Here is an 11863-nt window from a genome sequence, read left to right as displayed (position 1 = left end):
ATGCACGCCGAGCATCGCGAGTTCCGGGCGGAGTGGCTCGAGGAGTCCATCGCCGCCCGGTTCTGGGCCGTCGTCGCCGAGCATCCCGGCCGGGTCGCGGTGCTCGGCGAGGATGGCCCGCTCACCTACGCCGAGCTCGCACAGGAGGTCCAGGCCGTGGCGGCGGCGGTGCACGGCGCCTCCCGGGTCGGGCTCCTGGTCGGGCACGGCCCCAGGATGGTCGCCGCCATCCTGGGCGTGCTCACGGCCGGGGCCACCTACGTACCGCTCGATCCGGCCTATCCGCCGGCCCGCCTGGCGGGCATGGCCGAGCTGGCCAGGCCGGAGCTGGTCGTGACCGTGCCCGAGCACAAGGACCTGCTCACCGGCGACCTCGTCGACCTCACCTCGATGCCGCCGGCGCCGGGTTTCCGTCCCGTCACCGTGGATCCGGGCTCCCCTGCGTACATCCTGTTCACCTCGGGCTCCACGGGGCGGCCCAAGGGGGTCGTGCAGACCCATCGGGGGGCGTTGTTCCAGATCCGGACGCATACCAACAACCTGCGGATCCGTCCTGCTGATCGGATCAGCGTCGTATCCTCCTTCAGCTACGACATGGCGGTGACGGACGGCTTCTCCGCGCTGCTCAACGGGGCCGCCGTGGTGCCCGTCGACCTCCGGCTGCATGGCCTGGGTCAGCTGAGGGAGGCGCTCGTCACCGGACAAGTCACGATTTATCACTCGACGCCGACTGTCTACCGCTATCTGCTGGACTCCCTCTCCGAGGGAGAGGTGCTGTCGAATGTCCGGGTCGTCATCCTCGGCGGCGAGGAGGTCGTCCGCCACGACCTCGTCCGCTTCCAGCGGCACTTCCCCGCCTCCAGCGTCTTCGTCAACGGCTACGGGGCCACCGAGATCTCCTTCGTCGCCCAGAACCACCTGACCGCAGCCGAGATGGGCGACGACCCGGTCGTGCCCATCGGGCGACCCCTGGACGGCGTGGAGATCGAGCTCAGGCCCCACCCTGCGGAGGGCGAGATCGTCATCCGCAGCCCGTACCTGGCCGGCTATCTGGGCGCCGCCGAGCGAGACCAGGCCAGGTTCGGCGTCGATCCTGACGGCATGCGTTTCTACCGAACCGGCGACCTGGGGCGGTGGTTTCCCGATGGCCGGCTGGCCTACCTGGGTCGCCTCGACCGGCAGGTGAAGATCCGCGGCCACCGCGTCGAGCTCGGCGAGATCGAGGCCGTGCTGGCCACGCTGGTGCCCCGGGCCGCCGTCGTCACCCGCGAGGTCCGCGGCGAGCCGCACATCGTGGCCTACGTCCTGGGAGACGACACCTCAGGACTGCGCGAGCGGCTGGCCGAGGTGCTGCCCGACTTCATGGTTCCGGCTGAGATCGTCGGAGTCGGCACGCTGCCCCTGACCCCCACCGGGAAGATCGACACGGCCGCCCTGCCAGACCCGCACTCTGGACCCGCTCCCGCGCGGGCGGTGAACCTGCCGGCGCCGGAGGCCGAGCTTGCCACCGTGATCGCGGCCGTCTGGGGCGCCGTGTTCGAGGTGCGGGAGGTGGACTGGGAGCGATCCTTCTTCGACCAGGGCGGGCACTCGTTGCTCATGGCGAAGGTCCAGCAGCGGCTCGAAGCCGTCCTGAGCCGGCGTATCCCGCTGACCACCCTCTACGCCCATCCCACCGTCGCCTCCCTCGCGCACCACCTCACGGCGGGGGAGGCGGGGGCGCCGAGCGACGCCCCCGCGACCCGGGCGGCTCTACGACGGCAGCGCCGGCGACCCTGACGCCTATTGGGTAGTAGTACTATCCAACTATGCGCATGTCCCAGCTGAGCGCCGAGTCCGGCATCGCCATCGCCACCATCAAGTACTACCTGCGCGAGGGCCTTCTCCACCAGGGTGAGCAGGTGGCGGCCACCAGGGCCGAGTACGACGAGTCGCATCTGCGCAGGCTGCGGCTGATCAGGGCGCTGCTGGAGGTGGGCCGCCTGCCGATCACCTCCATCAAGAAGGTGATCGAGGCGGTCGACGACGAGAGCATGTCCGTCCACGACATGCTCGGCACCGCCCACTACGCGCTCAGCCCCGTCGTCGAGACAGGAGAGGGCGAGGAGTGGGTGGCCGCCCGCGAGCAGGTCGACCACCTGCTCGCCGAGCTCGGCTGGCAGGTCTACGGGAACGCCCCCGCCCGCGACGAGCTCGCCCAGACCCTGGTCAAGATCCGGCAGCTCGGGCTGAACACCGACCTGACCGCCTACGCCGGCGCCGCCTACCGGCTCGTCACCGACATCGAGCTGGACACGTTCCCGCTGGAGGGCCCACGCGACACGGCCGTGGAGGCGCTGGTCCTCGGCACCGTGCTGTACGGCAGAGCCTTCGACGCCCTGCGTCGGCTGGCTCAGGAGTCGGAGTCGGCCCGCAGGCTGAACGTCAGTCCCCGAGGACGAGAGGGCGCTTGAGCAGCCAGAGCGCCGCCCTCTTGAGCAGCGCGCGGTGCACCTCGTTGTCGTAGGAGCGGACGTCGTGCCCGAGGGCGTCGTAGACGAGGCGGCCTCGCCGTACCGGACGGGCCCAGACCAGCGGCTGCCCCATCGACGAGGCCAGCGGCCGGACATCGGGCAGCACGTCGAGGTCGCTGTAGACCTCGTCCACGACGTCGAAGTCGCGCAGCCCCTCGACGATCGGATGGCCACCGAGGACGCGGACGCTCGTCCAGCCCAGCGGAGGGTGGTGCGACTTGCCCCAGCGCCAGCAGGCGCCCAGCACGCGTGGCCAGCCCTGCCAGTCGTCGAAGCAGATCGAGGCGGCGTGCATGCACAGCAGGCCGCCGCCCCGCTCGAGGTGGTCGAGCAGGGTGGTGCGGGCCTGAGCCGGCAGGGTGAAGCCCTTCTCCTGCCAGCGCAGCGCGTTGACGGTGATGAGCTGGAACTCCGACGGTTCGCTGAGCGCCCCCGCGATGTCCTCGGTGATCTCGGACTCCACCCCGACGTCGGCGAGCACCTGCGCGAGGGCCGCGGACGTGGCATCGAAGTCGTGGTACAGGCCGCCTGAGAGGATCAGATTTCTCGCCACGTCACAACCTCATCACGGATGACCCTGGGAAATCCATGGGCGTCCGTTGACGTGATCGCGGGAAGCACTCCGCGCATGACATCGATCAAGATCGTGGGCCTGGTGGCCGCCGCCGTTCTCTGCTCGTCCGCGGCCTCGTGCCCGACCACCACCGCCAACCTGCGGGTCGCGGTCACGGCTGGAGAGGGGGCTCCCGCCACGGCGCGGCTGACCTGCGGGTGGGACGGCGGCACGCATCCGAAGGCGGCGGCCGCCTGCGCGCTGCTGACCACCGTGGAGGGCGACCTGGCGCGCCATCCCGGCGAGCGCGGCGCGTGCACCAAGGAGTACCACCCGCACACCGTCTCCCTGAGCGGGACGTGGAACGGCAGGAACGTCTCCTACCTGCGGACCTTCGGCAACCGCTGCATGATGCTCCTCGCCACGGGCGCCGTCTTCGATCTGTGAGCCGGATCACTGTCACACGCCCAGGAGCTGTCTCGTCCAGTCACCATGAGAGTGCTGGTAGCAGGAGCTTCAGGGGTCATCGGGCGCCGGCTGGTGCCGCTGCTCACCGCCGTCGGCCACGACGTGATCGCGCTGTCGAGGTCGACGGGCGGCCCCGACATGCTCGACCGCGACGCCGCGGTCAAGGCCGTCAGACGGATCGCGCCCGACGTGGTCGTCAACATGCTGACCGCCATTCCGGCGGCCATCAACCCGCGCACCCTGGCCAGGGATTTCGAGCTGACGAACAGGCTGCGCACCGAGGGGACGCGTCACCTCGTCGAGGCCGCCCCTGACGCCAGGCACATCGCGCAGGGACTGGCCTTCGCCTACCGTCCCGGCGAGGGGCTGGCCGACGAGGACGCGCCGCTCTGGACCGACGCCCCCGCGCAGTTCGCGCCGAACGTGCGGGCGGTGGTGGAGCTGGAGCGGCTGACCGTGGGGGCGGGGGGCCTGGTGCTGCGCTACGGCCACCTGACGGGGCCGGGCTCGATCTACGACAAAGAGGGCTCGACCACGGCCGCCGTGCTGGCCGGAAGGATGCCGATCGTCGGCGACGGCGGCTCTGTGTTCTCCTTCACCCACGCTCACGACGCGGCCACCGCCGTGGTCGCCGCCCTCGACAGGAACGTCTCCGGCGCGCTCAACGTGGTCGACGACACGCCGTTGGCGCACAGGGACTGGCTGCCCGCCTTCGCCAGGAAGCTGGGCGCGCCCGCTCCCAGACGCGTGCCCGCCTTCGCGGCGAAGCTCGCGGTCGGCGGGTTCGGCGTGGCGTTCATGACCAGGCTGCGGGGGGCCGACAACAGCCGGGCGAGGCTCGTGCTGAACTGGCGCCCCCGGCACGCGTCCTTCCTCGATGACCAGGAATGATGCCACCGTGGACTTCGAGACCCATCGCCCCGTGCTGCTCGGCCTTGCCTACCGGCTGCTCGGCAGCATGTGGGACGCCGAGGACGTGGTGCAGGAGGCCTGGCTGCGCTGGAGCGACACCGACCGGGCGGCGGTGAAGGAGCCCAGGGCCTTCCTTGTCACCATCGTGTCGCGGCTGGCGCTCGACCAGCTCAGGTCCGCGCGGGTCAAGCGTGAGGCGTACACGGGGCCGTGGCTGCCGGAACCGGTCTCCGCCTCCGAGGTCGGGCCGCTCGACACGGCCGAGCTGCGCGACACCCTCTCCTACGCCACCCTCCATCTGATGGAACGGCTCTCGCCGCCCGAGCGGGCGGTGTTCGTGCTGCGCGAGGCGTTCGACCTGCCGTACGACGAGATCGCCTCGATCGTGGACGCGAGCGTCGCCAACTGCCGCCAGATGCACCACAGAGCGTCGGTACGGCTGGCCCAGGGCAGGGACCGCTTCCAGCCGAGCCCCGAGGACCACGCCAGGCTGCTGCTGCGCTTCCTCGACGCCGCGCAGGGCGGCGACCTGGCCGCGCTCACCTCGATGCTCAGCGACGACGTGGCGGCGTGGACCGACGGCGGCGGCAAGGTCAGGGCGGCGCTCCATCCGATCGAGGGCCGCGAGAAGGTGGCCGCCTTCATCGCCGGGCTCATCAGGCGTTACGGCGTCGAAGAGACGAGGATCGTCGATGTCAACGGCGCGCCAGGGCTGTGGATCATGACAGGCGGCCAGCCTCAGGTCGCCACGGTCGCCATCCAGAACGGTCTGATCCGCGGCATCTACGCCATTCGCAATCCCGACAAGCTGGGGCGTGGTTTTCCACAGGAGGGATAGGAGGCGCACCTCATTACCTCGCCACCCCTCCGCTCCGTAGCGTCTTCGGCATGATCTCTTTTGTGAACGTGCTGGTGGCCGCCGCTGTGACGCTCCCTGGAGCGCAGGTGCAGGAGCAGCTGGAAGCGCTGCCCAAGACCGCCGCGATCGCCAGGCTGAGCGACGCCGACTCCTCGTGGCAGGGGGCGGCAGGCGTGCGCGACCTCAAGTCGGGACGGCCCGCCGTACCGGAGGGGCACTTCCGGATCGGCAGCGTCACCAAGACCTTCGTGGCGACGGTCGTGCTGCAGCTGGTCGACGAGGGAAAGGTCAAGTTGGACGAGCCCGTCGACAGCTACCTGCCCGGCGTCGTCCCCGACGGGGAGAAGATCACCGTGCGGCAGATCCTCAACCACACCAGCCACCTCTACGACTACATGAGCGAGCCCGGCTACTCCACCAACCGGTGGAGAGGCAAGGACCGCTTCCGCCACTACTCCCCCGCGGCGCTGCTGAAGGTGGCCTTCGCCAAGAAGCTGCCCGCCGACGGCCGCTGGCACTACTCCAACACCAACTACGTGGTGGCGGGGCTGCTGGTGGAGAAGGTGACGGGCAGGCCGTACGGCCAGGAGGTCGCGCGCAGGATCCTGCGGCCCCTCGGCATGCGGCACACCAGCGTGCCGGGCGACAGGCCGGGCCTGCCCGCACCGCACGCCCGCGGCTACGAGCCCGTGCCCGGCGGCGAGCTGGTCGACGCCACGCTGATGAACCCCTCGCTCGACTGGGCGGCGGGCGAGATGGTCTCCACCGCGCGCGACCTGGACGTCTTCTTCGACTCCCTCCTCACCGGCAAGCTGACCAGCGCCGCCTCGCTCAAGGCGATGCGGACCACCGTCAGGACCGGCGCGGGCTTCGAGTACGGCCTCGGCCTGCAGGCCTACCCCACGCCCTGCGGGACGAAGGTCTGGGGGCACAGCGGTGAGCTGATCGGCTACCTCACCTTCGCCTTCCGCTCCGACGAGGGCCGCTCGCTCACCCTGTCGATCAACCCCGCGGCCACCAACCCGTCCACCGAACAGGTCATGGGCATCGCGGCGGCGCAGTTCTGCGATCGGTAGTCTCGCTCCTATGGATCTCGGCATCTCGGGCAAGGTCGCACTCGTCACAGGGGGCAGCGCCGGCATCGGCCTGGCCGCCGCGAAGGCTCTGGCACAGGAAGGGTGCGACGTGTGCGTCAGCGCGCGCAGCCCCGAACGTCTGGCGGACGCCGTGGTGCAGCTGCAGGAGTACGGCCGCGTCGTGCACGCCGTACTCGCCGACGTGGAGGACCCCGCGGCCGCCGAGCGGGTGGTCGCGGAGACGCGCGAGGTGCTCGGACCGATCGACATCCTGGTCGCCAACGCGGGCGGCCCGCCCGCGGGCACGTTCGTCGAGGTGAGCCTGGCCGACTGGGAGGTGGCCGTCCAGCGCAACCTGCTCGGCATGGTGCGGCTGATGCGGGCCGTGCTGCCCGACATGCGCTCGCGGGGCTGGGGCCGCATCGTCACCGTGACCAGCAGGTCGGTGCGGGAGGTGCTCGACGGGCTCGCGCTGTCCAACGCCACCCGTACGGCCGTCGCCGGCGTCGTCCGCACCCTGGCCAGGGAGGTGGGCGGCGACGGCATCCTGGTGAACAACGTGCTGCCAGGACCGATCGACACCGAGCGGCTGCGGTCGCTCGGACACACGGGCACGACGCCGATCGGGCGAATCGGACGCCCCGAGGAGGTCGGCGACGTGGTGGCGTTCCTGGCCAGCGAGCGCGCCTCGTTCGTCAACGGGGTCTCGCTGCTGGTCGACGGCGGCGAGAGCAGGATCGTGGCCTGAGCGTCCGCGCTTTCCGCTGAGGCCACAAGCCATGACATCCTTCCTGTAGAAGCCAAAAGGGAAGGACGGGGGCATGGACAAGCCGGTCATCGTGACGGTTGACGACGACCCGGGCGTGTCGAGGGCGGTCGCCCGCGACCTTCGGAAGAAGTACGGCCAGCAGTACCGCATCGTCCGCGCCGAGACCGCCGAGCAGGGGATCGAGGCGGTCCGCGAGATGCGCCTGCGCGGCGACGAGGTGGCGGCGATCCTGGCCGACTACCGGATGCCGCAGATGAACGGCGTGCAGTTCCTCGAAGCGGCGATGGACATGTACCCGTTCGCCCGCAGGGTGCTGCTCACCGCGTACGCCGACACCGATGCCGCCATCCAGGCGATCAACGTCGTCGATCTCGACCACTACCTGCTCAAGCCGTGGGACCCGCCGGAGGAGAAGTTCTATCCGGTGATCGACGGCCAGCTCGACGCGTGGCAGCGTTCCGACAGGCAGGTCAGACCCGAGCTGCAGGTGGTCGGCGACCGCTGGTCGGCGCAGTCGTACGAGATTCGCGACTTCCTGGCCCGCAACCACGTCCCCTACCAGTGGATGCTGTCCGAGGACCCCGAGGGCAAGCAGCTCGTCGCCGCCGTGGGCTCGGAGTGCCACCTCCCTCTCGTGATCACCTCGGAGGGCGAGCAGCTCCAGGCGCCCGACCAGTCCACGCTCGCCTCGGCCGTGGGCCTGTCCACCACGCCCTCGACCGACTTCTACGACCTCATCGTGGTCGGCGGCGGGCCCGCGGGGCTCGGCGCCGCGGTCTACGGCGCCTCCGAGGGGCTGCGCACGGTCCTGGTCGAGGCGCACGCCTCGGGCGGCCAGGCAGGGCAGAGCTCCCGCATCGAGAACTACCTCGGCTTCCCCGACGGCGTCTCCGGCGCGCAGCTGGCCGACAGGGCGCGCAGGCAGGCGCTGAAGTTCGGCGCCGAGCTGCTCAGCGCGCGCAAGGTGATGAGCCTGGAGGCCAAGGGCCAGGCCAGGGTCGTCGGCTTCAGGGACGGAGGGGAGATCGCCGCGCACGCGGTCATCCTCGCCACCGGCGTCACCTACCGCAGGCTCGAGGCGCCGGGGCTCGACGACTTCGTCGGCAGGGGCGTGTACTACGGCGCCGCGCTGACCGAGGCCTCCTCCTGCCAGGACCGCGAGGTCTTCATCGTCGGCGCGGCCAACTCGGCCGGCCAGGCGGCCGTCTACCTGGCGGGATTCGCCAGCAAGGTCCACTTGTTGGTGAGGGGTGAAGGTCTGGAGAAGTCCATGTCCCACTACCTCATCGAGCAGATCGCGGCGATCCCCACCATCGAGGTCCACTACGAGACCGAGGTGACGGGCGGCGCGGGAGACGGCCACCTCGAGCGGCTGACCCTGAACACCAGGGGCGCCCCCTGGACGGCCGACGCGTCGTGGCTGTTCGTCTTCATCGGCGCCGAGCCCTACACCTCCTGGCTGGGCGACGACCTGGAGCGCGACGCCAAGGGCTTCGTCCTCACGGGGCCCGACCTGGTGGCGTACGGCGAGCGACCGCGCAACTGGCCGCTGCGGCGGCAGCCGTACTTCCTGGAGACGAACATCCCCGGCGTGTTCGCCGCCGGCGACGTGCGCGCCGACTCGATCAAGAGGGTCGCCTCCGCCGTCGGCGAGGGCGCCATGGCCGTGGCTCTGGTGCACCGCTACATGGAGAAGCAATGATCGACATAGACGAACTGCGCAAGCTCTTCCTCTTCGAACGGCTGACCGACGAGCAGCTGACGCTGCTGGCCACCAAGGGCGAGGTCCGCGGCTACGAGCGCGACGAGTACGTCCTGCGCCAGGGCGAGCCGTCCGAGCACTTCTTCGTCCTCATCGAGGGCGAGGTCCAGATGCTGACCGACACCAGCGCGGGACCCGTCTCCCAGCCGCGCACCTCGCAGCCGGGCGTCTACGCGGGCGCCGTCCAGGCCTACCTGGGCAACCGCGCGCCCGACGTCTACCAGCACTCCCTGCGCGCCACCGCGCCCAGCAGGATGTTCGTGCTCCCCGCCAAGAAGTTCGGCTACATCGTCACCGAGTGGTTCCCGATGGCCTTCCACCTGCTGGAGGGCATGACGTACGGCGGGCGCGCGGCGCGCGAGATCATCGACAGGCGACAGCGGCTGACGGCGCTCGGCACGATCACCGCTGGGCTCACGCACGAGCTGAACAACCCCGCGGCGGCGGCCGTACGGGCGGTGAGCGAGCTCCGCACCCTCATCAGGGCGTCGCGCATCCAGCTGGCCGGGCTGGCCGAGGACGGAATAGCGCCACAGAAGCTGCTGCACCTCATCGAGATGGCCGACGCCTGCGCCCAGGCCGTCGGCACGCTGCCCCCTCGCAGCCCGATGGAGATCTCCGACGCCGAGGACACCATCGGCGACGCGCTGGAGGAGCTCGGCGTCGAGGACGCGTGGGAGCTGGCGCCGTCCCTGGTGAACGCGGGGTTCACCCTCGAGACGCTCGCCAAGATCCGCACCAAGGTGGGCGACGACCACGCAGGGGCCGCGCTGCGCTGGCTGTCGGAGGCCACCGAGATCTCGCAGATGCTGGGCGAGGTCACCGAGGCCACCGAGCGGATCACCTCGCTGCTCGCCTCGGCCAAGCAGTACTCCCAGATGGACCGCGCGCCGTTCAGCGTCGTCGACGTGCACGAACTGCTGGACAGCACGCTGGCCATCTTCAGGGGCAAGATCCCTCCGGGGATCTCGGTGGTGACCGACTTCGACAGGTCGCTGCCTCCGATCCCGGCGTACGGCGGCGAGCTCAACCAGGTGTGGACGAACCTGATCCACAACGCGCTCGACGCGATGGGCGAGGAGGGAACGCTCACCGTCAGGACGGCCCACGACGAGGACGAGGCGATCATCGAGATCGGCGACACGGGGCCAGGGGTCGCCGACGAGATCAAAGAGCGCATCTTCGAGCCGTTCTTCACGACGAAGACCGTGGGGAAGGGCACCGGGCTGGGCCTGGACATTTCCTACCGGATCGTGGCGGGACGGCACAGCGGTGAGCTGAAGGTGCGCTCCTTGCCCGGTGACACGTGGTTCGAGGTCCGCCTCCCGCTGCGTGAGACGCCTGGCCCCACCTGAGGAACTGCGCGCTCTTCTGGCGGAGTGGTCGTGGGAAGCGGGGAGGCTCATCAGGCTCCCCGCTCAAGCCCACAAGGCCGGCGATCACTTGGCCATGACCTGAAGGTGAGCGGTGGCCTGACTCGCTACCGCATTCAGAGCAGCAGTTCCCCCACGGTCTCCCCGAAGAGCACCTCGCCGGTGGGCCTGAAGCCGAGCCGCAGATAGAACGCCTCGGGTCCACCTTCGCCCTGTTCCCACAGGACCGTCACGCGCCGGTTTCCGCGTCTCCTTGCCTCCTCGCAAAAGGCGAGGACGGCGAAGCGGCCGTAGCCCTTGCCCTGCTCGTCGACGTCGACGTTGAGTCGCCAGATGCCACAGCGGAAGGCCTCTGTCTCGTTGTCAGGGTCGAAGTTCCCCATGATGAAGGCGACAGCGCGGTCGTCGTCGTAGACCAGGCGTGGCCAGGCAGTACGGCGGGAGGCGTAGGCCTCAGCGAGAGAGGTCACCACGGGGGCGACGAAGGCCTCCTGCTCAGGCCCCACCTTGATGTTGACCGCAGCGGAGACGTTGTCGGGCGCGATCTCTTCGAGTCTGGGCACGGGACAAACTAGATCACGGCCGACCGACAAAAGATCCCCCGAACCCTGCGGCACGACGTCGCTGATCCCGTCACCGAACCGGGGCGTGTGCACGCCGGGCACCGAAGCCACCGCCTGGCCGGAGCCCCGATCAGACGATGAGCGCAGGCGCCCGACCCAAGCCCCGATCAGACGATGAGCGCAGGCGCCAACATGCTCACGAGGTCGGCGGCGAACCGGTCGGCGTCGTCGGGCAGCTCCACCAGATGCTCGAAGAACGCCCGCTGAAAACAGGCCCCCAGCAGCAGCGCCGCCGCCGCGTCAGGATCGGCCTCCGCCAGGACCCGCCCGCGCCGCTGCTCGGCCCGCAGGAACCTGGCCAGCGCCAGCACCGCCTGGTGCGGCCCCGACCCGGTGCTCGCGAACGACGCCCGCATCACGTCGAGCAGCATCGGATCCGCGAACATCCCCCCGGCCAGCGGCAGCACGTCCTTGTACAGCCGGACGGCCGCGAGCGCGTACTCGGTCAGGTTCTCCTCGAGCGAGCCCTTGCCCACGTTGGCGTGCAGGCGCGCCGACGCCTCCTTCAGCACCGGGATCCGCTCCCTGAACACGGCGTTGTACAGCATCTCCTTGCTGGAGAAGTGCTTGTAGAGCAACGCCTCGGAGCAGTCGGCGGCCTTCGCGATCTCCTTGGTCGTCGCCCTGGCCACCCCCAGGTCGCGCATCGCACGGGTGGCCGCGTCGAGAATCCGTTCCCGCGTGTCCATGAGAGGGCCCCCTTGACGGGTGAGTGAGTGCTTACCCATCATAGAGTGAGTAAGCACTCACCCACCCCCTCCCGGCTCGCCAAACCAATCAACCCCCGCCCTCAACCAACCACCACCCACCCGGACCCCCTCCCACCTTCGCCACCCACCCGCACCCCCTCCCAGCTGGCACCTTCCACCCCGCTCCCGCATCCCTCCACTGCCGCCTCTACCGCCCGGCATCCCTGCTGCCTTCCACCGCCCGGCGTCCCTCCCACCACCGCCTT

The 11863-nt window shown here is 70.1% G+C and carries 12 protein-coding genes; 9 read left to right on the top strand and 3 right to left on the bottom strand.

The genetic code is table 11. The features are described 5' to 3' along the window. Window positions 1-1779, top strand: a complete 1779-nt coding sequence (locus tag ABFX55_RS45835) for a non-ribosomal peptide synthetase (protein WP_346130109.1) — start codon at window positions 1-3, stop codon at window positions 1777-1779. A 29-nt stretch (window positions 1780-1808) separates the two neighbouring features. Further along, window positions 1809-2453, top strand: a complete 645-nt coding sequence (locus ABFX55_RS45830) for a MerR family transcriptional regulator (protein ID WP_346130108.1) — start codon at window positions 1809-1811, stop codon at window positions 2451-2453. Here ABFX55_RS45830 and ABFX55_RS45825 read toward each other — a convergent pair. Continuing rightward, on the bottom strand, window positions 2425-3066 hold the full coding sequence (locus ABFX55_RS45825) for a ThuA domain-containing protein (RefSeq protein ID WP_346130106.1): 642 nt from the start codon (window positions 3064-3066) through the stop codon (window positions 2425-2427). The two genes, ABFX55_RS45830 and ABFX55_RS45825, sit on opposite strands and share 29 nt — an antisense overlap. 75 nt (window positions 3067-3141) lie before the next feature. Between ABFX55_RS45825 and ABFX55_RS45820 the strand changes: the two genes are divergently transcribed. The 7 genes from ABFX55_RS45820 to ABFX55_RS45790 all read left to right on the top strand — a co-directional run bounded on the left by ABFX55_RS45820 (window position 3142) and on the right by ABFX55_RS45790 (window position 10267). Further along, window positions 3142-3513, top strand: a complete 372-nt coding sequence (locus ABFX55_RS45820) for an SSI family serine proteinase inhibitor (RefSeq protein ID WP_346130105.1) — start codon at window positions 3142-3144, stop codon at window positions 3511-3513. A 45-nt stretch (window positions 3514-3558) separates the two neighbouring features. After that, window positions 3559-4425 carry an NAD-dependent epimerase/dehydratase family protein gene (locus tag ABFX55_RS45815; RefSeq protein ID WP_346130103.1) on the top strand — a complete coding sequence of 289 codons (867 nt, stop codon included), beginning with the start codon at window positions 3559-3561 and terminating at the stop codon, window positions 4423-4425. Then, window positions 4412-5284: an RNA polymerase sigma-70 factor gene (locus tag ABFX55_RS45810; RefSeq protein ID WP_346130101.1), complete on the top strand. Its 873-nt coding sequence runs from the start codon at window positions 4412-4414 to the stop codon at window positions 5282-5284. The genes ABFX55_RS45815 and ABFX55_RS45810 overlap by 14 nt, the downstream gene beginning before the upstream one ends. 50 nt (window positions 5285-5334) lie before the next feature. Next, a complete protein-coding gene (locus ABFX55_RS45805; RefSeq protein ID WP_346130100.1) occupies window positions 5335-6381 on the top strand; it encodes a serine hydrolase domain-containing protein in 1047 nt (348 codons plus the stop codon). Window positions 6382-6391: 10 nt separating this feature from the next. After that, window positions 6392-7129, top strand: coding sequence for an SDR family oxidoreductase (locus tag ABFX55_RS45800; protein ID WP_346130099.1), 738 nt, complete (start codon window positions 6392-6394; stop codon window positions 7127-7129). Window positions 7130-7202: 73 nt separating this feature from the next. Beyond that, a complete protein-coding gene (locus ABFX55_RS45795) occupies window positions 7203-8852 on the top strand; it encodes an NAD(P)/FAD-dependent oxidoreductase (protein WP_346130097.1) in 1650 nt (549 codons plus the stop codon). Further along, the gene (locus ABFX55_RS45790; RefSeq protein ID WP_346130096.1) at window positions 8849-10267 is read left to right on the top strand and encodes an ATP-binding protein; all 1419 of its coding nucleotides are present in this window, start codon (window positions 8849-8851) and stop codon (window positions 10265-10267) included. The genes ABFX55_RS45795 and ABFX55_RS45790 overlap by 4 nt, the downstream gene beginning before the upstream one ends. A gap of 134 nt (window positions 10268-10401) precedes the next feature. Here the strand turns inward: ABFX55_RS45790 and ABFX55_RS45785 are convergent, their stop codons facing one another. Together ABFX55_RS45785 and ABFX55_RS45780 are read right to left on the bottom strand one after the other, a co-directional pair. Next, on the bottom strand, window positions 10402-10848 hold the full coding sequence (locus tag ABFX55_RS45785; RefSeq protein WP_346130095.1) for a GNAT family N-acetyltransferase: 447 nt from the start codon (window positions 10846-10848) through the stop codon (window positions 10402-10404). 167 nt (window positions 10849-11015) lie between these two features. Beyond that, window positions 11016-11597, bottom strand: coding sequence for a TetR/AcrR family transcriptional regulator (locus ABFX55_RS45780; protein ID WP_346130093.1), 582 nt, complete (start codon window positions 11595-11597; stop codon window positions 11016-11018). Between the last annotated feature and the right edge of the window lie 266 nt (window positions 11598-11863).

Source organism: Nonomuraea roseola, from assembly GCF_039535395.1.
Lineage (GTDB): Bacteria > Actinomycetota > Actinomycetes > Streptosporangiales > Streptosporangiaceae > Nonomuraea > Nonomuraea roseola.
This window is presented reverse-complemented; position numbering and strand designations above follow the sequence as displayed.

Coding starts and splice junctions, on each gene's coding strand:
- ABFX55_RS45810 (WP_346130101.1), top strand. CDS start 4,412: ATGACCAGGAATGATGCCACCGTGGACTTCGAGACCCATCGCCCCGTG.
- ABFX55_RS45790 (WP_346130096.1), top strand. CDS start 8,849: ATGATCGACATAGACGAACTGCGCAAGCTCTTCCTCTTCGAACGGCTG.
- ABFX55_RS45830 (WP_346130108.1), top strand. CDS start 1,809: ATGCGCATGTCCCAGCTGAGCGCCGAGTCCGGCATCGCCATCGCCACC.
- ABFX55_RS45835 (WP_346130109.1), top strand. CDS start 1: ATGCACGCCGAGCATCGCGAGTTCCGGGCGGAGTGGCTCGAGGAGTCC.
- ABFX55_RS45795 (WP_346130097.1), top strand. CDS start 7,203: ATGGACAAGCCGGTCATCGTGACGGTTGACGACGACCCGGGCGTGTCG.
- ABFX55_RS45800 (WP_346130099.1), top strand. CDS start 6,392: ATGGATCTCGGCATCTCGGGCAAGGTCGCACTCGTCACAGGGGGCAGC.
- ABFX55_RS45815 (WP_346130103.1), top strand. CDS start 3,559: ATGAGAGTGCTGGTAGCAGGAGCTTCAGGGGTCATCGGGCGCCGGCTG.
- ABFX55_RS45805 (WP_346130100.1), top strand. CDS start 5,335: ATGATCTCTTTTGTGAACGTGCTGGTGGCCGCCGCTGTGACGCTCCCT.
- ABFX55_RS45820 (WP_346130105.1), top strand. CDS start 3,142: ATGACATCGATCAAGATCGTGGGCCTGGTGGCCGCCGCCGTTCTCTGC.
- ABFX55_RS45780 (WP_346130093.1), bottom strand. CDS start 11,597: ATGGACACGCGGGAACGGATTCTCGACGCGGCCACCCGTGCGATGCGC.